General features: G+C 43.9%; 11 protein-coding genes. 5 read left to right on the forward strand and 6 right to left on the reverse strand.

Annotated elements, in window-relative coordinates; genetic code table 11:
• Positions 1 to 96 precede the first annotated feature (96 nt).
• Positions 97 to 240, forward strand: coding sequence for a hypothetical protein (locus AABK40_RS20650; RefSeq protein WP_338399166.1), 144 nt, complete (start codon positions 97 to 99; stop codon positions 238 to 240).
• A gap of 431 nt (positions 241 to 671) precedes the next feature.
• Here AABK40_RS20650 and AABK40_RS20655 read toward each other — a convergent pair whose 3' ends face one another.
• From AABK40_RS20655 to AABK40_RS20670, 4 genes are all read right to left on the reverse strand, one after another.
• Positions 672 to 1,109, reverse strand: a complete 438-nt coding sequence (locus AABK40_RS20655) for a hypothetical protein (protein ID WP_338399167.1) — start codon at positions 1,107 to 1,109, stop codon at positions 672 to 674.
• Positions 1,110 to 1,165: 56 nt separating this feature from the next.
• On the reverse strand, positions 1,166 to 1,972 hold the full coding sequence (locus tag AABK40_RS20660; protein WP_338399168.1) for a hypothetical protein: 807 nt from the start codon (positions 1,970 to 1,972) through the stop codon (positions 1,166 to 1,168).
• A 274-nt stretch (positions 1,973 to 2,246) separates the two neighbouring features.
• On the reverse strand, positions 2,247 to 5,759 hold the full coding sequence (locus tag AABK40_RS20665; protein ID WP_338399169.1) for a T9SS type A sorting domain-containing protein: 3,513 nt from the start codon (positions 5,757 to 5,759) through the stop codon (positions 2,247 to 2,249).
• Between the two features lie 426 nt (positions 5,760 to 6,185).
• Positions 6,186 to 7,508, reverse strand: a complete 1,323-nt coding sequence (locus AABK40_RS20670; RefSeq protein ID WP_332921847.1) for an SPFH domain-containing protein — start codon at positions 7,506 to 7,508, stop codon at positions 6,186 to 6,188.
• 621 nt (positions 7,509 to 8,129) lie between these two features.
• On the opposite strand from AABK40_RS20670, the gene AABK40_RS20675 reads away from it, so the two are divergent.
• The 3 genes from AABK40_RS20675 to AABK40_RS20685 all read left to right on the forward strand — a co-directional run bounded on the left by AABK40_RS20675 (position 8,130) and on the right by AABK40_RS20685 (position 18,066).
• Complete coding sequence (locus AABK40_RS20675) at positions 8,130 to 9,872, forward strand: SulP family inorganic anion transporter (protein WP_338399170.1); 1,743 nt, start codon at positions 8,130 to 8,132, stop codon at positions 9,870 to 9,872.
• Between the two features lie 24 nt (positions 9,873 to 9,896).
• The gene (locus tag AABK40_RS20680) at positions 9,897 to 11,303 is read left to right on the forward strand and encodes an MBL fold metallo-hydrolase (protein ID WP_338399171.1); all 1,407 of its coding nucleotides are present in this window, start codon (positions 9,897 to 9,899) and stop codon (positions 11,301 to 11,303) included.
• A 496-nt stretch (positions 11,304 to 11,799) separates the two neighbouring features.
• Positions 11,800 to 18,066, forward strand: coding sequence for an Ig-like domain-containing protein (locus tag AABK40_RS20685; RefSeq protein WP_338399172.1), 6,267 nt, complete (start codon positions 11,800 to 11,802; stop codon positions 18,064 to 18,066).
• A gap of 580 nt (positions 18,067 to 18,646) precedes the next feature.
• On the opposite strand, the gene AABK40_RS20690 is transcribed toward AABK40_RS20685, so the two are convergent.
• Together AABK40_RS20690 and AABK40_RS20695 are read right to left on the reverse strand one after the other, a co-directional pair.
• Positions 18,647 to 19,669: a ParB/RepB/Spo0J family partition protein gene (locus tag AABK40_RS20690; protein WP_338399173.1), complete on the reverse strand. Its 1,023-nt coding sequence runs from the start codon at positions 19,667 to 19,669 to the stop codon at positions 18,647 to 18,649.
• Entirely contained in the window at positions 19,662 to 20,636 is a 975-nt protein-coding gene (locus tag AABK40_RS20695; protein WP_332922937.1) for a ParA family protein, read from the reverse strand. Before AABK40_RS20695 ends, AABK40_RS20690 begins: the two co-directional genes overlap by 8 nt.
• A gap of 1,000 nt (positions 20,637 to 21,636) precedes the next feature.
• Here AABK40_RS20695 and AABK40_RS20700 point away from each other — a divergent pair.
• Positions 21,637 to 23,172: a replication initiation protein gene (locus AABK40_RS20700; RefSeq protein ID WP_338399174.1), complete on the forward strand. Its 1,536-nt coding sequence runs from the start codon at positions 21,637 to 21,639 to the stop codon at positions 23,170 to 23,172.
• Positions 23,173 to 23,190: the final 18 nt, after the last annotated feature.

Here is a 23,190-nt window from a genome sequence, read left to right on the forward strand (position 1 = left end):
GGGGCTACAATGCCCCTATTTGCCTGATCTGGCTCGAAAGAAGATTTCAAACTATTTTAAAAACCTTCTCCCTAAACATTTTTTTTTACACGATTCATGAGGAAAGGTTCATGGCTGTGCTTCAGTAGCGCACTGGTCGAACTCCTCACCGATAACAATATCAAAACAAGTGAAAAACGACCTTTATACTATCTCTATGCGCATATTGAAGATCTCTATGAGGATAAAGTAACCGCCTAAAAATAAAAAAATGATGAAAATAGGTACGTGATTTTTACTGTTGATTTATAGGTAATTCCTCCTACATATCACCTTGAGGAATACGCAGGGGTTACCATATTCTATGAAAGCCAGCGAAAAAATAGCAGGGATAAAACGGATATAGCGAGTTAAAAAGGCCAATGGTAACCCACCCTTGACCGGACCCATACATTTATTTTCTTTATTCTTAGACATCCAGAACACAAGGTGCTCCTGCCTATTTCCTGATAAATGGCACATACAGGCAATAAAAGCATGTTCAGTCCGAGATCTGCTGATGAGTGTGTTTGATCAATCCAATTTTCTGCGGCAAGCTTAACTACAGATTCAACACCCAATGAAAAAAAAATACACTTTCAGACTTAACTAAAAGTGTATGTATATTTATAGAATTGAAAGCCAGAAGGCTCCTAATACTGCTGTACTACAGCGTGGCTATTGCCCAATATATCAGGCTTGGAGGTCGTAATAATTTTTGTGATCCGCCCATTGGCATCCCTGACCACCGTTCGGGTATTGCCCAGCACATCGGGTTTGGAGGTAACTGCCGAACCAGTTTGCTGCCCCTGTGCATTTCGAAATGTGGTCTGTTGATTCCCCAATATATCGGCTTTCCTTGTGGTAGAAGTCCCTGTGTATTGCCCTTGAGCATTTTTAAAAGTCGTCCGTCGGTTACCGAGAACATCGGCTTTTTGGGTGGTTGACGATCCTGTATACCGCCCTTGTTGATCTTTGAAAGTGGTCTGTTGATTCCCCAGTATATCGGCTTTTTGGGTAGTATAAGATTGCCCAAAAGCGAAGGGCGAAAGTAGCATACAGCATAAAAAGCTAAAACAAATACGTTTCATATCGAACTGATTTTAAATAAAAGATGGGAGATACGCGCTGTTGAGTTGAGCTGCGTTTAATGGCCTGCGGCTTCATAAGCTTTGACCCGTTTGGCGCGGGCTTTTTGTTCGCGAATAGCTTTCTGTTTGGCCGCCTTTCGGTCAGCGACTTCTTTTTGGTAAGCCTCAAAGGCTGCGGTAGTGGGCAGGAGTTTATCCTCAAATCCGACCTCCATCATTTGAGTGCTGTAACCTTTAGACGGCATTTCAGAACGGTAACGATATCGGGGAGGGTCATTCGACGGTAAACGAAAGTACCCCTTAATGGAATCGAGCGTGAGCAGTTCCACCCATACCCCATCAATATCAGGGGCAATTTCGGCACCATATTTACCTGTTAACTTCACAAAGTCTCCCCGCTTGAGGTGTGCTACAACGGCAGAACGATTAACCTTGGCAGAAATTGACGGCTCAGCCCAAACCCTGGTTCCCTGGTACACCTGCGCATAGCATTTGAAGGCATGAACCTGATGCACCGAATCATTAAAATGCTTGGTAGCATAATATGTACTGTCGTGACCAAATACATGAGTGTCTACAAAAGTGCCCACTGCGGTATCTCGGAGGGCACCAATCGCAATTACCGCATAAACGATCAGCGATAAATAGGTGCGGTAATCTGCCTTAAAGTCCTCCCGTTCCTTGAATTTTCTGTAAATCTCCGTCATTGGCCAAACCACCAACACATAAAAGAAAAATTGCAAAGAGATCAGCAGTAGCATAAGCGCACCTGCGACCAATATGATTCCAAAGGCATCTTTAGCCCGAATTCGGGTAATAAAACTAAAGCCACCACCTAAGTGCGTTCTATGATAAAAAGCCATCGTTGTGTCTTATTTGGATCCTCTTCCTCAAGAGGAAGAAAGGGCCATTAAAATTAATAATTAAGATTTTTAATAAGCCAAAAGTAGACCAATAAAGAGCAGTGGAAGTGCATTGGGTGGGGGCAACAAATTTTTAAGTGCACCGAAGTTTCGATTGTCCTGTTTTTTAATCTGTAAATTTGTTGTGGTTCAAGTTAGAATTCAAGAAACGAAAAAATATACCATAAAAAAAAGCTGCACAATGGCAGCTTTTTCAATATTGTTTAGTGTGAATCTACTCAATTATTATTTTGGTAACTATTGAATGATTGTGCTGAGTAACCTCAACAAAATACACCCCTGATGGTAAGTGTTTAACATCAATCCCATCTGTTTCAATTACTGTTTTTTCCAGCCATTTACGTCCAGAAATATCCAATAATTTTACCTGAGCAGTGCCCTGAAGCTTAATATTCAGAATATCCTTCACAGGGTTTGGATAAATGCTAACCTTGCGTGCATCGTCATTACTTAATACGCTTATTGTTATGCTTAGACCAGCACTGGCTTCTGACATAAAATGCGTTTCCGTTTCCGCTACCCGCTGGTAGAATATATAAGTATTGTCAACTGATAAGCCTGTAAAGGACGACTCTGCCTGCCAATCACCATCATCCATCTTATATTCATAGCCTTCCGTGTGAAGAAGCTCTACGCTGTTATCATCTGAAGAATCCAACACAGGTATGCTTGGCGCTGTTTGAGTGGCTTTTGTTACGGCCTCTTCGTCTTCATACATCAATTTTCCATAGGTTTCGGAAGAAGCAACATCTACACTTATGACTGCATTAATATCATCCGAAGTTAATATATATGTTTTAGATTCTGCGCCTTCTATTTGGTCACCATTCCTGTACCATTTGATCTCCTGAGCTGTGAAGTTTTGCCCTTCGATCTCCAAAGTGAGTAATGAACCAAAAACGCGTGAACCATCAATACTTAATTGCCCAGCAATAAATTCTTTCTCCATGTTAAATGTTAACGCCTCACTTGCTGGCGACGGAGCATGTGTTTCGGTCTCCATTAATCGCTGATAGAACAAATAAGCTTCACCAACTGTCAGGCCTGAAAACTCCGGATCTGACTGCCAATCGCCTTCATTCAATTTATATTCATAACCTTCGTGACTTTGAAGCCATAGTTTACCATTATTCATCATTACAATGACCGGCGACTCCGGCGCCATTGTACTTATTTTATGAATTTCAGTATCAGAAATACCGGTTAATGTCCCTTGCTTTTCTGGACTAATCGCCCTTACCTTTATATATTTTCCTATATCTTCCTTTACAAGGGTATATCGCACCGATGTCGCTCCAATAATTGGCTCACTACCTCTGTACCATTGCAGTTGAATATCGGTACTATTTACCTGATCTAAAGTCACCATAAGCTCTTGATCAAAAATAAGGTCTCCTGAAATTGCCAAAGAACCTTCTAATTTATTTTCTTCTATTGACTCAGTGAGCTCCCACCGGTAAGATCCAGTGGTAAAATCTCCTCCATAATTGATATAAAATATATCCCCGATTTCAACATCCAACGTTAATTCTTGCTGATAACCACAATTATCATCTGCAAAATCATATAGATTTTCACAATCAGTAAATACTCTGAGGTAAGTATCTTCAGTCGTCAAATCGCAAGTAGAAATTGTGATTTCCCCATTGTGAAAAGCTTCATAAATATACCACTGATCTCTTTCATCCCGATTATCAGCGAAATTAATTCCTGCTGTAGCGGAAAGCGGTGCCTTACAGTGTTCTCCTGCTTCGTATTCATCAATTTTGTTGATAGTCCATTCAGCAGATTCCCCTGATACTACCCTAAAAATATATGTTTCACCAACTTCTGCATAAAAATCAAAAGATTCATTCGAAGGTTTTAAATAATATGCACTTTCAAAATCAAGGTATTCCGAGCATCCACTCATGAGGTAAAAAGAGGTGGGATTTCCGTTCGTCAAAGATACTGTCGTTTTTCCTTCTTCCTCTGCAGTAAAACTAAACCAATTAACGTGATTGTTGCCCATTTGAACGGTATCAGAGGTTGTCAAGGTACGGGCCACACCACAGTATTCCCCATTTGATATCCCATCAACCTCTTCGATTGATACATTCCCCTCGCCAAACTCTCTAAAAAAGACCAAATAATTTTGTCCAGCTTGCGCATAAAAAGTCAATGGCTGATGTCCTTCCTCTGAGTTACAATCAAAATTCTTCAATTCAACAATATCCCCTTCATCACAACCGGTAATCACTTTAACGAATGGCTCCTCTCCGTTATCAATGCCAGAACACTCAGGTGTAATTTGGATTGGTCCATCATTCTCTGCGGTAAATGAAAGCCACGCAGCTCCCTCATTGTTAAATGTTCCAAGGCTAACATGCTTGGGTAGATCACAAACATCTCCGGCTGCTAAAGGCCTTTCACTCAACTCAACAGTGGCGTCTTGGTCTATTCCACAGCGCAGAAGATACGATTCTCCTGCAGTAACCTCAAATCTATTATTAATTACCCCATCTGAGATATAGGAACAATCAAAGTCATAACGAGTAATACGTCCACTTTCGCTAAGGTTAACTTCGACAACCCCTGAAGAAGTAGCCGTGTACTCCAACCATAAATCATATTCTGCATGTGGATTCGAATAAACTACTGACATTTCTGCATCAAGAGGATCGTCACAAAATGCCCCTACAAGGCTTTCGGTGGATGATTGCCAGCCTTGGCTTTCTCCAGAAACGGGTGCGCTGATTTGAATCATCACAACCTCTCCACTCGACAAATCAATTGAAAGGCTATCTTGACTTTCCTCAGTAGGAGAGCTACTATTACAACTCCAAAAAGCTTTAATTTCTGCTTCAGTATCGTTCGGTTTTTTAATCTTTAACCTGGTGGCTTCTGAAGCTTGGTAAGCATACCAAACTGTATGTAGCGGACTGTTAATATGTGGATTAAAGTTCCCGATAGATAATTCAATAGCGTCATTACAAACTGCTCCCTCACCTACTTCTTCATCAATCTGAATGATATTAAAAGAGAGGTCTGATTGAACCGAACGACGATCGTCGACCTCGGCTTTGATAAGAAAAGTTTCTTGATCATCGCTAAAAAAAGTCAGCATATCATTGGGTGTAGTTTGAGATGGATTACGGGTACTGCAATCATCATAAACCGTAAACTCTATCGAAACATCCTGAATTTCATTATATTCTATCCCGAAATATCCTTTAGAATAATCGTCCACCAAAAAATATTTAGTTGTTAACCCAGCAGAAATTGTTTGCTCTCCTAAATTAACCACTTCAGGATATGTACAGTTTATGCCCTCAAAATAATCCACAACATCTAATTTCCATGGGTAAACCATTGTTTCTGAAGTGAGGTAGTCATCCCGCCATCTAATAAAAATTGTTTCCCCGGCAAGTACTCGGTGTTCAATGTACGACTGATAGGTTCCATTATAATCATCGTTTCTTTTGATAATGGTTTCACAGTCTGAGAAAATCTCTAAATAAGAATCTACATTTGAGGTGTAACCATAGGTGTAGATAGATACCAATTGATCCGTTTCTGCAGTATATGAAAACCATTGGTTTTCATCTGCCCTATGATCAGATATATTCTCGCCAACAACAGCCACATAGGGTTCCTCACAGCTTGCCCCTTCATTTTGAGCATAAGTGATTATTGGCATGAATAGCAAAGTCATCCACGCAAATAGCAGGTAAAGTTTAAGTTTCATAGAGTTAAAAATTAGGTTAATGTTATTTCTTTAATGAACTCACGTGGCTACTAATATAGGGTGATATTAAAAAGCCATAAACGAATATAGATAATAAAATATTATTTTCAATTCAATTTAAACTATATTCTAAACCTAAAAGACACTACTACCATATTATTATATCCCGAAAAAACAAATACAGACATCGACTTTATTGATTACTTAACATTTTATTACATAGAGTCATGTAAATCAACAACACCTTATTATTGTGTTACAGTCATTTACAAATCCTAAAGTATTGACTGATATCATGAATTTAACTTAGTAAAATAACACATCACCTTGATAGTGTAGATCAGCGATGTCTAAATAGCCTTCAAACACAAAAAAAGCCAAAGACCCTTGAAAAGAACCTTTGGCTTAAACTGAACGGGGTCAGTTTTAATTTTCTGTTTTTAGTTGTTTGGCCATTGCTGCACCAATCAGACTTTCCAAAGGTGTGCTTGCACCTTTGCCGCCACTGCCTCCGATGATCATTGTTTCGGGGAATTTGATTTTAGCAATTTCAGCCGCCACTTTAATATCCCTGTTCAGTTCCATTTGAAGTTTCACTTCCGGTGTAATACCGGCGGTAACTTTTTTAGAGATTTCATAGGCCTCAGCATCTGCTGTTACTTTTTGCTTTTGAGCGTTAAGGCGCTCGGTTTCCAAAGCAATCGCTGCCAATTTTTTATTGGTTTCCTCTTGCTTCAGCTTGGTTTCAATAGCAATAAGGGCTTTAACCTGCTCTTTCTCCTGTGTTACACGTTCAGCCGCTTTATCCCGCTCCCCCTGTGCTACAATACGCTGCTGCTCCGCTTTCGCTGTTTCAATTTTTTGTTGCTCAAGCTGGCGTTTTGCCGACTCGTCACGCTGCGCTTCAAGGCGTTGCTTAAAGGTAGATTCCAGGTCTATTTTATCCACAATCACCTGAGAAACGATAATGTTGTTTTCAGACAACTCATGTGGAATACGCTTTGGAATACCATTTTCAAGGATCTTTTCTACATGATAACTGGTCTGAATTTCCTTGATGGTCCGTTGGCGATTTGTCATTTCAATCTCATGAAATACTGTATCTCTGGCCTCAATTTTATTTACCGCATAAGTCCCATGTTTTAACTGCTCCTCAAAAGTCTGACGAAAGGATTGTGCCTCTCCTGAAATATAATTTTGAGCCGCAAACATATAGCCCGTGTTAATCAACTGCTCGCGTACCGTTGGGATAATGGTGTTGTTGACAAGGTTGCTCATCGTACGGTATTTGACAGCCAGCTGAACAAAGGTGCTTTCGTCTTCAGGTAACTGAAAGCGTAGGGATACATGCCCCAAAGCGGTTACCTGGTCAATAAACCGAACCGGTATGGGTGACATGATGCCTTCAAGTTCATTTTCATCCGACTCCGTGGATTTACTGACCACCTTTACATCAATATATTTCTGCCATTTGTCAATCTTGGCAAATCCCCGCCATTTTATCCCTTGCTCCATAACGGCACTCATATGCCCAGTGGGGGAAACAAGCAGGTAATTAAAACCACGGTCAGCAAAAAAAAACAATGATTTGAATAACATCAGTAACAATCCAATGCTCATCAATACATAAGCATGAACACTGGTAATTCCGCGAAGTAAAACAGGCAGACGGTCTTCTGTATCCAATTTTGAAAGTACAAAAGCTCCCATCGCCAACAATAAGGCCAAGATGCCTAAAAAAGTTGTCATAGTTGATGAAAGGTTAATTTGACCATGAAATAAACAGAGAATACTCTATAGTCAAAATGATTAAATTTTCCTTAAATATAATCAATGTTGACAAATATACGTTGAGATTTAATATCAAAAACCACAAATATTCTATGAAATTTAGTATAAGGTTTTTTAATACTAACTGGTCATGTCCAAAATTTATGTCACTTAAATCCTACCGATCACCGCCCGCTTTCTGCATTCCAAATTTCGATCAATGTATTTCCGTAAAATAAGTCAGTAACCAAAATTAGCCCACGCCTCCCCCAAAAAACTACACCATACCACCAATAGCATTATGTTAAATAAATGTCCCCTATAATTTTTTTCTTTATTAATGATCCACTGTGAAAAACAATAAAAGCTGTCAAATACCCCCCTATTGAATCGAAAGACCGATCAATATCGCATTTCAGGCGAGATGGCAAAAGACCGTCAGCTGGTGAAGCTATGGATGCCTGTTCCCAAAATTTCCGGATAAAACAGCGACTGCCCTACATATTATTCAAAGATCACATCCTCATGAAAAGCTTTGGTGAGAATAGTCACTGAAATTTATTTCAGATATATTGATATTGGTTGTATACTAATACCGCCATGAAACTAAAAACCTATCTTCCAATCAGCAATTGGCTCCCCACTTATAAAAGGGCACAACTCAGCGGCGACCTTTCTGCTGGTGTGACCGTGGGTGTAATGCTCATCCCTCAAGGAATGGCCTATGCCATGATTGCCGGTTTGCCTCCTGTTTACGGTTTATATGCTGCACTGATCCCCCAGCTAATGTATGCGCTCTTCGGGACTTCCCGTCAGCTTGCGGTAGGTCCGGTGGCCATGGATTCCCTGCTCGTCGCTGCAGGTTTATCCACTTTGGCGATCCAGGGAACTGAAAACTACATTGCCCTCGCCCTGCTGCTTTCCTTTATGGTAGGTAGTATTCAACTGATTTTCGGTCTACTCAAAATGGGATTTTTAGTCAACTTTCTCTCAAAACCCATCATTAGCGGATTTACCATTGCTGCCGCACTTATTATCGGTATCAACCAGTTGAGGCATGTCTTGGGGGTATCGCTTCCAGTCCAAAACCATCCGATAGAACTCCTATACCATACACTTTTGAACCTTCCGCAAATACATTGGCCAACCTTTATAATGGCCATCGCAGGTATATTGCTAATGGTCGGGCTAAAAAAAATTCATCGATCGATACCCTCCGCACTGGTTGTTGTGGCCTTGAGTATTTTAGTCGTACAATTTGGGAATCTGGAAACAAGGGGTGTGCAGATCATCGGAACAATTCCTTCAGGCTTGCCCTCATTTGCGTTACCATTCCATACTTTAGACATGATCTACGAATTACTACCCATCGCATTTACCGTGGCGATGGTCGCATTTATGGAGTCCATTGCCGTCGCAAAATCGATACAAGCAAAACATGCCGACACCTATCAGATCAATAATAACCAGGAACTGATCGGTCTTGGGATCAGTAATATGGCAGGTTCATTTTTCGGTGCCTACCCTACCGCTGGAGGCTTTGGCCGTTCAGCAGTGAATAATGAAGCAGGTGCCCAGACCAATATGGCCAATATCATCAGTGCTGCGCTTGTCGCCATGACTTTACTCTTTTTTACAGAGCTGTTTTTCTATCTTCCAAAAGCCATTTTAGGGGCCATTATTTTGGTGGCAGTAACGAAACTAATTGATTTGGACTATCTGAAATATTTATGGCGATCGAGTAAAGAAGATTTCCTGCTGTTGAGCCTTACTTTCCTTATTACCCTCATTTGGGGTGTAAAAGCAGGAATTATGGGAGGAGTACTCTGTGCCCTGTTAGCCCTAATCCGCAGAACTGCTTATCCGCATATCGCTGTTTTGGGGCGTTTGGCCTCGACGGATGACTACCGAAATGTACGTCGGTTTAAACAGACTGAACAAGATCCTGCGGTGCTAATTATCCGTCAGGATGCCGCAATGCACTTTGCCAATATTGCTATATTTACAGCAACACTTCAGGAAGAAATTCTGAAGAAAGGGGCGCCTTTAAAATTAATCATTCTTCATTGTGGAAGCATTCCTCATATCGACACCACCGCATTACAAAGCCTGGAGTTATTGGTCACTTCCATGAAAAAGCAACAAATAGCAGTATATTTTACCCATGTGATTGGCCCAGTACGCGATCTGTTTGTGAAGTCCAATTTTTTGCACAACATTGGAGAAGATCATTTTTTCAGCGATGTTACCACCGCCGTCGATTATTTCTATCAGCAACACAAAACAAGAAACCCTGCCAAATTACAGATTGCAATGCAAAGTAATGTCAGGCCTGAAAAATAAAACACCCATAACAAACCACAAACCATGAAAATAGAACAGATTTATACCGGATGCCTGGCGCAAGGTGCCTACTACATCGAATCGGCAGGAGAAGCCGCAATCATTGACCCTTTAAGGGAGTCGCAACCCTATATCGAAAAAGCAGGACAGGCAAAGATAAAATACATTTTTGAAACGCATTTTCATGCGGATTTCGTCTCTGGACATGTGAGTCTCGCCGAGAAAACCGGGGCTTCCATCGTATTTGGACCGCTTGCAGATACGGCATTCACTTCCATAACAGCCAAAGATGGTCAAGAATTTGAGGTCGGGAAAGTGAAAATAAAAGTGCTGCATACTCCAGGACACACGGCGGAATCGTCCACATTTTTACTGATCAATGAGGAAGGAGAAGAACATGCGATCTTTACCGGCGACACCCTCTTTATTGGCGATGTTGGCCGACCTGACTTAGCGGTAAAATCTGACCTGACGGCCGAGGACCTCGCTGGTATGCTGTATGAATCCCTCAGGAATAAAATTATGCCCCTGCCTGATCATATTTTGGTGTACCCCGCCCATGGCGCCGGCTCAGCCTGTGGCAAAAATATGAGCAAAGAAACCTATGACCTGCTCGGGCATCAGAAGCAGGTAAATTATGCCCTGCGTGCCGATATGACCAAAGAGGAGTTCGTTGCAGCGGTAACCCATGGACTGCCTGCCGCACCACAATATTTCCCGAAAAATGTGGCACTGAATAAGGGGGGCTATGAAGATCTTGAGCGCGTGATGCTGCGAGGAAATATCGCGTTGAATCCTGCTGATTTTTTGCTGAAGGCACAAGCAACCAACGCCCTGACACTCGATACAAGAGCTCCACAGCGGTTTAAAGATGGCCACATTCCCAACAGCATCAATATTGGTATTGATGGCGGATTTGCCCCGTGGGTAGGGGCGCTGATCCTGGATTTAAAGCAGCCGATCCTTATTGTTGCTGAGGAAGGGCGATCCGAAGAAATTATCACCCGCCTTTCTCGCGTGGGTTATGATCAGACCATCGGTTACCTTGAAGGGGGAATCGATGCCTGGAAAGCTGCCGGTCAAACCATTCAGACAATCACCTCCATTTCCGCAACGGAATTTTCTGAGCTGCTGACGGCTACTGAGTCCGTGCTCGACGTTCGAAAAACAGGGGAATACCTTTCAGAACATATCGATCTTGAGGGGGTGATCAGTGCGCCACTGGATACGATCAACGACTGGTGGCCTACGCTCGATAAAAACAAAACCTACTACGTGCACTGTGCTGGAGGTTACCGTTCGATGATCACAGCTTCTATTCTAAAATCAAGGGGCATTGATCGCATCATTGACATTGCCGGAGGATTTAAGGCGATTAAAGCCACCAATGTACCGAAAACTACTGCGGTGTGTCCGTCCACTTTGAGGTAAGTAAAATTACAACGGAAGGAGGGAATCATCCGCCAACGGAAGCCCCCTCCTTCTATCTCCTACAGCAATACCGAAATTACTGCCCGCCCATAAACTGCAAAAAATGCATTTTTATAGGCCCTGATGATTCATTTTTCTTAACACTTCCTTTTTTCAGCTTCATGTAATAAATCATGACCTAAACCACCAAATTTAAGCTGCTCACCCACGGGAGGCCCACTCTCACCTACCCTTCTTTGTCCACAGCCGCCAATCGCCAAAAATAAAATTATCTCCTGAATTAATATAGGAGAAAATTCCCGCGGAGCTTCTCTCGGTTTTCGTGGTACAGCACCGCTAAAAACTTTCCCCACAGATCTTCATTATTGTCGCGCATACTCTGCTTTTACCCCTCAGCCCATTTTTAACTTCTCTTTTTTTATAATATCGAATAAAGAAGGCTCAGCCCTGTACATACATTCTTGGTAATGAACCCAATTTCAAACCAAAACTTAAAATGATGTACAAAACCTATTTTTTAATGGTATGGCTAATCGCTATTGCCCTACCCGTTCGTGCACAATGGGAAGACCTCAACCCCGGAGGTGGGGGACAAATTCAAGATGTAATTTGTGACCCCAACATTGAAGGAAGACTATATCTTTCTTCGGATATGGAAGGCGTGTACCGCAGTGACGATTACGGTGCTTCGTGGCATATCAAATCAGATGACCTCGTTCACACCCGTGCTTTTGTAACCACCGTTGACCCTACCAACAGCAACAGAATTTATGTCGGAACCCTTTATGGCCTCTCGATTTCCGACAATGCGGGCGACCAGTACCACTTTGCGACCAGCACCGCAGACAATTCCATCAATGCCATTGCCATCGACCCTTTTGATGCCTCGCATATTATTGCAGGGGTTGGCTGGAAGGACGATTATGACTTCTGGACCTGGGGCATTGGCCGCGTGGCCTCCAAAGGGCTCGGCTATTACTTCGAATCCAAAGATTACGGCAGCAGCTGGCAGAAGGTCACCTACACCACTATTGACGATGAATATTTCAATATTTACGCCATTCGGTTCGATCAAAAAAGACCAGGAACTTTCTATATCGGCGGAGATCAAGGCTTATGGAAAACCATCGATGGCGGAGCAAATTGGGCGCTCATCCCCGGCCCAACCACCTTCAAATGTCGAGGCATTGACCTGACCCCTGACGGAAATACCATTTACGCCACTTATGCCACTGACAATGGTGACTATTTTAATGTAGGTTCAGGATCCAAAATTTTTGCGACAAGAACCGCCAATATTCAATGGACGGATATCTCCGCAGGCTTACAATATACCAGCCAAATGTGGTACCCAGAAGTGGATGTTCGGTCAGATGGAGACTTCCACAAAATTCTTGTCGGCTTCAGAAATCAACGAACCGGCGTATGGGAGGGAAGCATACAATGGAATGACAACAGCATCAGCAGCCATAGCTGGGCCAACATCCTTAAAGAGCGGGATAATTTTGACCCCGGCTGGGATACCTGGTACCCCAACCCCAATGTCAGATGGGCACACTATACCCCATTAAGCTGGAGTAACCGGGGCATCTGGGCCACGGGAAATCAGACCCTTTTCTACGGAGAAGAGCAGGCAGGAGAATGGCAGTTTCTGAATAAATATTGTCAGCCGTCAAGCATTATCACCCCATCCACCGGAGAGCCAACGTACCATAACCGTGGATTTGCCAGCACCTTCACCTTCGACGGTACCGCCATTGAAAATTATGCCATTCAGAGCCAAGGCGACAACGGCATACAGGAAAGCTGGGATTATGGCTATTCCTGGAATAACCACGAAGTGCGGGAATACAGCAATCACAACCATGCCGACGCCGTGGATATCGCAGAGGTGGACGGTGTACCGACGGTTGTGGTAGCGGCCGCAAAAGGCTGGGGCGGCGTGAACCTGAACAGCCATACCATCCTGACCAAACAACTTCATACTTTCAGCCCTTCTGATCAATGGCAAAGCCGAAATGGCAACCTGCCCACCAACTACAATGTGAAAGAATTGCGGGTATCGCCCCATAATAAAAAAAGTGTGGTCATGGGCATTTATGGCAGTGGCATCTGGTGGATTGAAGACATCAAAGACTTCATCAATGGGGGCAATGCGGTACAAATCGCCGACAAGGTAACCGATCATATTGCAGGGGCAAACTCCATCGCCTTTCACCCTACCAACCCTAATATTCTCTATCTGGCATCGAATATTTTCACCAATGATCCCAACACCAACGAAAAGCAAGTGCTCTGGAAAGGGGAACGGCAGTCTGGTAACCAGTGGGAATGGTCGATCATTCATGACGCCATCGGCTGGGGAGCAACCGTTGCTGCCACTCAAATCGACGGGCAACTCTACCTGCTTCATGCTGCTCAAACCAAAACAGCAAGTGGCTACACCACCGACCAGCAGCTCAGCATTTCTGCTGATGAAGGCGCAAGCTGGCAAACCATCCTGAATAAAGAAACCACCCTGCCACTCGCCCAACACAGCTGGTACGACTACATTGCCAACCGATATGAATTCCGATATGGTGGGCTTGCGGTAAAAGACAACCAGATTTTTGTGGCAGCCTATCACCATGAATTCGGCAAACCCTATGGAATGTTTCGAGGAATTATTGAGCCGGATAAAACCATCAGCTGGGAAAACTGGACCGCAGACCACGACTGGCCCGGTATGAATGGGGCACAGATACGGGAGATCGAAGGGAAAACATACTACTATGGTTCTACTTCGGGCGCCGGCTTATGGCGAAGGGAAATTACGCCGGTAGATTATGGGGGTATCACAGCTCCTGATGGACTGTTAGCTGAAAACGTAGCCTCAGGCATACAGCTGAGCTGGCAGGATAACAGCAACAACGAAACAGGTTTTCAGATTGAAAGAGGGAATGGGGGAGCAGGATTTGCCACCCTTACCACCGTGGATGCCAATACCACCTCTTTTATTGATGATGGCTTTTGCCCTGGCAGAGCCTTCTCCTACCGTGTAAGAGCGATTAATGCCACAACTAAATCTTCGCCTTCCAACACCGCAACAGCAACCAGTGCATCTCCGGTATTGCCTACGGGTAATGGCGATGGCCTCGTGGTGCAGTATTTCAACGACATCAATTTGGAAAATCCGGTAGCGGTAGATATTGTATCTCCTATTGTTTTCAACTGGCAGCGCACCGCCCCAAACACCTGCATGAATGTCGATTTCTGGTCGGCGAGGTTTGAAGGGGAAATCACTGCGGAAACCTCAGGGACCTATCAAATTCAGGCCACTGCCGATGATGCCGTTGCCGTTTGGGTGGAAGGCCAGCTCTTGATGCAGCAAAACCTTGAAGATCCCAACGATCCCGTTTCAGGCACCCTTCAAATGACCGCAGGGCAGGCCTATCGTATCAGAATAGAATATCAGGAAGAAGGCTGGGACGCCCACCTGAAAATGGAGTGGGCCAAAGATGGCGGTGCCTTTACCACCATACCTGCTGCTGCATTTTCATCCTATACGGTTGGCCCTATGGACCCGCCAGCCACTCCTGCTGATGTATCGGCAGAGGCCATTTCAGCTTCAGCAATACAAATCAACTGGACCGATCTTTCCGATAATGAAGAGCAATTTATTATTGAGCAAAACAGCGGGCAAGACTGGCAGGTAACAGGTACCGCAACGGCCAATGCCACCACTTTTGTTGCCCAGGACCTGGTGCCGCAAACCGACTATACCTTCCGGGTACAGGCGAAAAACAATGGCGGAAGATCGGGCTGGAGTAACACCGCCACAGCCACGACCAACAGCCTGCCAACCACACTACCCGAAGCACCAACAGACTTGCAGGTATCTACTAATGGTACTGAAGTGAACCTCCTTTGGAGCGACCAATCGGACAATGAGTTGTGGTTTATCATTGAGCGGAAACAAAATCAGTGGGAAGCCATTGACAGTGTTGCCGCCAACCTGACCAACTATATTGACCGATCTGCGGAAGCGGTTTCAAACTATGAATACCGGGTGGTGGCCAAAAACAATGTGGGCATCAGTGGCTCAAGCAACAGCGCAATGGTGCGTATTCCTGACGCGCCACAGCAGGGGATTATTGGTGCCCGAAAAACCCTTTCGACCATGCAAGTGGATGGTCAACTGACGGAGAATGTATGGGATTTATATGCTTCAGCGAGCAAAAATATTACTGGAGCCTCCGACAATAAAGTTACTTTTGCCACCCTGTGGGATGATCAGTACCTTTATGTAGCGATTAAGGTGGAAGATGCAAACCTGTGGAACGATTCCGCGGAAGACTATAACGATGACGCCACTGAAGTTTATATTGATGGCGGATTTGAACGCAGCAGCAGCTACGATCAAAATGACCGTCAGTTCACCAAAGGCTATCAGTCTGATGGGCTTTCGGGATCAACGAATAATGCAGGAGTGATGGTCGCTTGGGCACAAGTCGCCGATGGTTATACCGTCGAGTATGCCATTCCGTGGAGCAATATAGGGCAGTCAGCCTATAATAGTAAAAAAATCGGTTTCGATATTGCCGTTAACGATGACGATGATGGGGGGCCGCGCGATGCACAACTCATGTGGATGGGAACCGACAACAATTGGTCGAACACCAGTCAGTTTGGAACCCTGGTTCTTTCCGATGAAACCGTCAGTGGCGGAGACCAGCCTTGGCCGCCGGTAGTCGAAATATCCGCGCCCACAACAGGCAGCCGCAGCAATGTAGGGGAGGATGTACTGATCACTGCTTCAGCATCAGATCCTGATGGCAACATCAGCAAAGTCGCCTTTTATGCGGGTGATCTAAAAATAGGGGAGGATTACACCGCGCCCTACTCGGTAACGTATCCAGCACCAGCGGTTGGTTTGCATTACCTTTCCGCAGTGGCAACGGATCAGGATGGGTACAGCACACTTTCCGAGGTCGTCACGATTGAGGTGGTGGAGCCCACTGCCTGCGATGCACCCAACCTTTTACCCAATGGGCACTTTGAATCTGGCACCGGAGGGTGGAATTTCTACACCAACAGCGGCAATGGAGTGGTCGCCAATTTCAGCAGTTCCAATGTCGGTGCCATTGCCGGAGCACAGTCTGCAAAAATTCAGATCGATCAAAATGGCAGTCAGGATTCCGACGTGCAATGCTTCACCAATCTGTCGTTGGCCGCAGGTATAGATTACGAGATCAGTTACCAGGCCAAAGCATCCTCGAGCACCAACATCCGGGTACAATTGCTGCAAGAGGGCAGCTGGGTTGATTATGGTCAGCACACCGTCAGCCTCAGTCCACAAATCGGCACCTATACCTTGCAGGTCAATCTCGCCAATGCAGATCAAAATGCACGACTTGATTTTTTCCTCGGTAATACCGCATCCACCATTTATCTGGATGAAATTTCGGTACGTGAAAAATGTACAAATGTCCCTACGGATCCCGTACCTCCTGTGGTACATATTTCTTCCCCTTCAGCCGGAGACACCTTCACGAGTGGGGAATCCGTTTGGCTAACCGCGGAAGCTTCGGATGCAGATGGATTTGTGAGCAGCGTGCGCTTTTTTGCTGACGATGTCCTGATCGGGGAAGATGATTCGTCGCCTTTTAGCATCCAATGGCAAAACCTGTCAGCAGGCACTTACCAGCTCACGGCCCAGGCCGTGGACGACGATCAGCAAACCACCCTCTCAGGTGCAGTACAAATTCAGGTGGAAAATCCGAATCTTCCTCCTACGGTCAGTTTGACCGCGCCACTTGACGGCAGTATATTCCTATCCGATGAGGCTGTCCTAATCACTGCTGAAGCCTCAGACCCTGACGGTACCATCAGTGCTGTGGAACTTTATCTTGACGGCAGCCTGTTGGAAACGCTAAACAGTGCGCCTTATCAATGGGAAATAAACGATCTGTCAGTCGGGAATTACACTTTGCAGGTTACGGCGACCGATCAGCAGGGCATGACTGCAAGTTCGGAAACGATCGAAATATCGGTGGAAAACAGCAGCGTTTGCGACTTCCCGAATCTGGTCGGAAATGGTGATTTTGGAAATGGCGCCAATGGCTGGCAATTTTATACCAATGGCGGCAGTGGTACTTCGGCACAACTGCAAACCAACGGAGAGGCCTACGTCAATATTGATCAGGGTGGAAATATGGACTCCGACATTCAACTGTATACCCAGCTGAACCTGCTGGCGAATGTTACTTATGAAGTTACTTTTTCTGCCAAAGCGCAATCAGACCGTAACATGAGAGTACAGGTTTTACAGGAAGGAAGCTGGGCGAACTATGGTCAAACTACCGTTGCCCTCACCCCAAACTTTGTCAGCTACCAGTTTGAGTTTTCGATATCCAGTCCTGACGGCAACGCCAGACTCGACTTCTTTCTTGGGCAGGCCAATGCTGATGTAACAATAGGGCAGGTGACAGTGCAGGAAAAATGTGAGGCACAAAATCAGCGGGTAATGCCTGAAAACACCATACAGATTTACCCTAACCCGATTTTCCGACAGCAGGCATTGTTCATCGCTCCTGCAGGGGCAAAGGTGAAGTCGGTTGAAATATTTACAGTCGGAGGAGCGCTGATATATCAAACCAATTTCAGCCAACAAGCGACAACTCCTTTGGAGATTCCTTCAGGCTCCTTTGAGCAAACAGGGCTTTACCTGATTCGTCTGCAGACAGATCAAGGGCAACAGCTCAAAAAAATAATGGTGTACTAAGCTTTTCAAACAATGAAAAAGAGGCTGCTACTTTCGGGTAACAGCCTCTTTTTTTTGCTTTCTTATATTTTGCTCCTTATCGCCTAAACTAAAAAACGGTACTTTTAACACCTTTCAATTTCAGGACTACTTCAGCAAGTAAACATTTTGTGCACTTGATACATCGCCAAGAGCATCGGCAATTTAACCTGCATTCATAACTCAGTCAGCAGCTCCTATTATCAGCAGATCCAAAATATCTTGAATTCAAGGATATTGAAGCAAGTAAACATTTTGTGCACTTGATACATCGCCAAGAGCATCGGCAATTTAACCTGCATTCATAACTCAATCAGCAGATCCAAAACATCTTGAATTTAAGGATATTGAAGCAAGTAAACATTTTGTGCACTTGATACATCGCCAAGAGCCTCGGTGCCTTAACCTGCATAAATAACTCAGTCAGCAACTCCTATTATCAGCAGATCCAAAACATCTTGAATTTAAGGATATTTCAGCAAGTAAACATTTTGTGCACTTGAAGTATTGACTTCAGGATTATTGAAGCAAGTAAACATTTTGTGCACTTGCTGACTTTCCATTAAGCCTGTTCGATTTCCGAAATCAGTTTTTGGTAGTGAGCCAGTAAAAGTGCCTTTCCTTCCTGATCCGCAGACTTCAATACCTTCCTGATCCGCGATTCTTCCGACTTCATGTACTTATGAAGATCAAAAGTAGTTTTGGCTTTCACCACTGGTTTCACCTGTACCGAAAGTTGATCGTACCATAAAATATCATCTTCGGAGGCATTTTCCTGCTCCAACTCAAATATTCGAACGATGTCTAAAGCACCGATTTTTTCAAAAGTGTTAAAAGCACCGATTTTTTCAATCTCCGCTTTCTTGGCAGAAATTTTACGGTCGAGAAAACGCGCTTTTACATCTTCTGGCAAGGCCTGTACGCCACGGTAAAATTTGGCATCGCGCTGAATGGTCATCGCACTGACGCCAAAAGAAGCGCCAAGATTTTCCGCAAGACGACCACCTTCCTGCGCCGACCTGTCGCCGCCGTGGTTCCCTTTGAGTCTTTCATATTTCATCCCCCTGAAATAGGATACCTGCCACTTGACAAGGTTTCTTTTCCCCATTTGCAGGTCCACCATATACTCTTTTACAGCTTCAAGGTCTGCAAATTGCAGCACACGATAGGGGATTTCCATCAGTTTCAGTGCACCTGCAACCCGCCAGCGGTTATGCCCATCAACGATATAATAAAAACCGCCGTCAGGGTCCTGCCAAACAAGTACGGGTTCACGAACACCTTCCTTCTGAACACTTTCGGTCAGTTTCTGATATTCATTTTTTGTCAGGGCAGGAATGAGCGCCTTCAGCTCTGGCTGCACCTTAATTAAAGGGTCGTCAAAAGAGGTAAAAGCAATCGCACTCAGGTACGCATCACGGCCAACCATGTGGGTTTCGATTTCAGACTTTATGGCAAAATCCTGCACGCGGGTAACTTCTGCTGAAATTTCGGTGCTTTGTACATCTTTCGTGGAAACATCATGAGGCTGTATCGCACGACCTCGTTTCCCCCCCCGACTTGATTTGATTTGTTTCTTAGCCATTGATCAACTCCTCAGTAAATGATTTATAATCTTTTGCAGCATTGCTTCGGTGAGAATAAGAGAAAATATCCTCGCCAGCTTCTGAGGCTTCACTCAGGGCAATGGTATTTCGTATTTTGGTATCAAAAACCTTGTATCGGCTGAATTTACTGCGGATTTTCTCCTCAATACTCTGGTGCAAAGCGGTATTCCCTTTAACCATCGTCAGCAAAATGCCTTCTACCGTAATATCAGGGTTCAGTCGGAGTGTTGTTTCATCCTTCACAAAATCAATCACATCGGCCAAGCCCTCATAAGGCAATGAGTCGGGAATCACAGGAATAATCACCGAATGAGCCGCCACCATGGCATTGGTCACCAGAATATCCATATTCGGTGGGGTGTCCAGCAAAATATAATCATAATCCTGCTTCACCATCCCAAGCACCTTCGAAAGGCGTTCCATTCCCGGAATCTGACGGAGGGTAAGATCACGTGCAATTTTAGTCAGTGACAGCTCCGAAGGAATCAGATGAAAGGTGTCCAGATCTTCATAAGGCTGATAGATACACGATTTTATTGGTAAATTATTCGCTTCATCAAATGTAAGGACGTTACGGATAGTGTTCGTCGGACGGTCCTCGCCACGATAGCCGAGGTGCTGTGTGGTGTTCGCCTGCGGGTCAAAATCAATCAGCAACACTTTGAAATTCTTATTGGCCAAACCTACTGCCAAATTAACCGAGGTGGTCGTTTTGCCTACTCCGCCCTTGTGATTATAAATCGCATAAACTTTTGCCCCCTCATTGTCTTTAAAGCCATACCTGATCAGTATTGGCGCAACCTTCTTGATGTGTTCTTCTGACAGGTTTCTGCCTTTCATGGCCTTATTCAAATAAGTATTGGGAATTCCTGCTTCAATCTCGATTTGCTTTAAGTTCAAAGCCGGATTGTTGCGAAAAAATGTGCGGATTTGGTCGTTCGTCATAACTTGTGATATATTTACCCTGCTTCAAAGGTATTCAAAAAAAAGAGAATTACACCCAATTTATTCAAAAATAATATACTTTATGTGAATTTATCTGCTAAAGTTTGTACTTTTACGATTGAATTTTGTCGTAATTGAACAATAAATCAAAAATAATTGAAAACATCGACTGCTTGGGAGCGTGCATAAACACCGTCTGCATCGGTATTAATATATACTACCCAGAAACGGTGCTTTTAACACTTTTAGCAATTCGACCAATGAATGAACCTTCCAAAAACGGTGCTTTTAACACGCTTCGGCAAATTTTTAAAAACGGTCGTCGGTATTATGGCCTCATTCAGATAACCAAAAGCCACAAATTTACTACCCAATGGCTCAATTGTCTATATACACGGTTTATTTCCTTGTAACATAGCCCAAATTCAGCCCACGCAAAAATGTTTATGAAGCAATACAAAGCGGTGCTTTTAACATCCTTCGGCAGATAATGCCAAATTAATCAGTAAGCAAAGTGAAATTTTCGGTGCTTTTAACACTTTTAGGCTTACTTATTAGCTAACTCACCAATAAAAACGGTGCTTTTAACATCTTTTCTTTTCAAGGAATACAAAATACACTATCGATCAACATTTTTGATTGATCTTTAATAATTATGGTCAGTAAAATTTAAACTTGACCACCTGTTATACTTAGTTATTATAATTAATACTTACTATTATAGTTAAGAGGGGGTGCATCCCCTTAAAAATGAACGGCTTACAAGCTTAAAAATGTACAAATGTCCCGTAAAGTATGTACAATCGTCCCGTAAACGATGTCTAAAGCACCGATGAACGATGTCTAAAACACCGTTTTTAAATGTACAAATGTCCCGTAAAGTATGTACAATCGTCCCGTAAGTAATTTATTATGTACAAATGTCCCTACATTATTTAAATAAAAAGTTTTAATTATGGACAAATGTCCCGTAATTAAGGCTTTAGTTTTAAACGTACAGATGTCCCGTATTTTTATGCTTGATCAAGAAGCTTCTACCGTTGATTTTTACATCTCCAAGTCTAACAGGATCGTTCAGGCCAGTCGCAGGTACTCCTTAAACTTGTTTCAGCAACGTGCATTCAATAAAATTACTGAGTTAATTCGGGAAGGCAAAATTATCCGTAAGATTGATTCGGGCAACGATCAGGTGCGTTCGGATGTCGTGGTGCGTTTGCACATTCAGGATGTGATCCGTTCGAACCGCCTCGGCGGGACGGATTATGCCAAGTATGTGAAGTCGATATCCGATTTGCCAAGTTTTTTGCTACGGATGAAGCAGGTTTTGCCTGACGGTACCATCAAGTGGAGCAGTGTGTCTGCCTTTCCGAAAATTCTTGGAGAGGATGATCTGAAGAAAAAGCGCAGTACGGTGGATATTCAAGTTGCGGGTGAACTCATTCAGCATGTCATACCGAACCAATCGATAGAAATTGGTGGCTACATTCAGTATAAAGCCAGCCGAACGTTTGACTTGAAGCACAGCTATTCTCATTCTCTATATGAATTTTTGAGATCGCACGCCTTCAAAAATAAAAAAAATGGGGTGGCCAATGCGATTTTTGAAATCAATGAACTTGCCCAAATTCTTTGTCCGGGCAGTTATCAGGATCGGAAGAAGCCTAAAATTGAGGTCCACGGCATGAAGATCCACCCGATCAAGTGGGTAGAGCTCAATCGTCGGGTATTGGCACCTTCGGTCAAGGATGTCAATGAGAATATTAATTGCGATTTGTCGATCGAGAAATACACGCCCATAAAAAAAGGACGGGCGGTGTCTTCTGTGGAATTTTCTTTCTTTCTCAAAGGGGAAGGGGAGCATGATCCGATTTATCTTGAAGATACATTGTGCGATCACCTGATCGCAAAAATCACGGGACTGACGGTTTTTAAAAGTGAAAAATTATTGCAGGATTCTCGCAATAGGGTACAGGCGCTGATTGACCAGTACCCTGAAGAACGATTGCGCTCAAACCTTGATTATATGCTTGCCAAAAAGAACATCAAGTTGCCGATGAACTATTTTGAAAAAGCGGTGATGAAAGATTACGCCAATACGAAAACGGTACAGCAAGGGCAGCTGACTTTCGGAGCACCTGCACAAGTTCAGCAGGAGGTCGCACAGGAGAGTTATGTGAGCAGAAAAACTTCGGAGAACAAGGAAAAAGCACAGCTGGAAGCTTTTAAGGCACGAAAAATAGCCATGGAGCAGGCTTATAACCAGTGGTATGAGCAGGTGCGTGAACAATATCTTTCCTCTCCGGATTCTTTGCGATTGATGACGAAATACTTGAGGTTTCTGGAAAATGAAGCTTCGGCTTATGAGCGTAAGTTCTTGCAGGAATGGGAAGCGGGAACACCCTCCGCTGATGCCAACAAATGGTTTGGAAGATACCTCGTCAGTCAGATTGGTACACCTCAGGAACAGGAGTTTTTACAGAAGGGGGTGAAATTTTGGGCACGGGTAAACCATGATTTCAATATGGATGAAATGTGATAGATAATGGGACAAAGG

This window comes from Persicobacter psychrovividus, assembly GCF_036492425.1.
GTDB lineage: Bacteria > Bacteroidota > Bacteroidia > Cytophagales > Cyclobacteriaceae > Persicobacter > Persicobacter psychrovividus.

What these genes read in the sequence shown, in the direction of transcription:
- AABK40_RS20650 (WP_338399166.1), top strand. Translation starts at nt 97, where the DNA reads ATGAGGAAAGGTTCATGGCTGTGCTTCAGTAGCGCACTGGTCGAACTC.
- AABK40_RS20655 (WP_338399167.1), bottom strand. Translation starts at nt 1,109, where the DNA reads ATGAAACGTATTTGTTTTAGCTTTTTATGCTGTATGCTACTTTCGCCC.
- AABK40_RS20660 (WP_338399168.1), bottom strand. Translation starts at nt 1,972, where the DNA reads ATGGCTTTTTATCATAGAACGCACTTAGGTGGTGGCTTTAGTTTTATT.
- AABK40_RS20665 (WP_338399169.1), bottom strand. Translation starts at nt 5,759, where the DNA reads ATGAAACTTAAACTTTACCTGCTATTTGCGTGGATGACTTTGCTATTC.
- AABK40_RS20670 (WP_332921847.1), bottom strand. Translation starts at nt 7,508, where the DNA reads ATGACAACTTTTTTAGGCATCTTGGCCTTATTGTTGGCGATGGGAGCT.
- AABK40_RS20675 (WP_338399170.1), top strand. Translation starts at nt 8,130, where the DNA reads ATGAAACTAAAAACCTATCTTCCAATCAGCAATTGGCTCCCCACTTAT.
- AABK40_RS20680 (WP_338399171.1), top strand. Translation starts at nt 9,897, where the DNA reads ATGAAAATAGAACAGATTTATACCGGATGCCTGGCGCAAGGTGCCTAC.
- AABK40_RS20685 (WP_338399172.1), top strand. Translation starts at nt 11,800, where the DNA reads ATGATGTACAAAACCTATTTTTTAATGGTATGGCTAATCGCTATTGCC.
- AABK40_RS20690 (WP_338399173.1), bottom strand. Translation starts at nt 19,669, where the DNA reads ATGGCTAAGAAACAAATCAAATCAAGTCGGGGGGGGAAACGAGGTCGT.
- AABK40_RS20695 (WP_332922937.1), bottom strand. Translation starts at nt 20,636, where the DNA reads ATGACGAACGACCAAATCCGCACATTTTTTCGCAACAATCCGGCTTTG.
- AABK40_RS20700 (WP_338399174.1), top strand. Translation starts at nt 21,637, where the DNA reads ATGTCCCGTATTTTTATGCTTGATCAAGAAGCTTCTACCGTTGATTTT.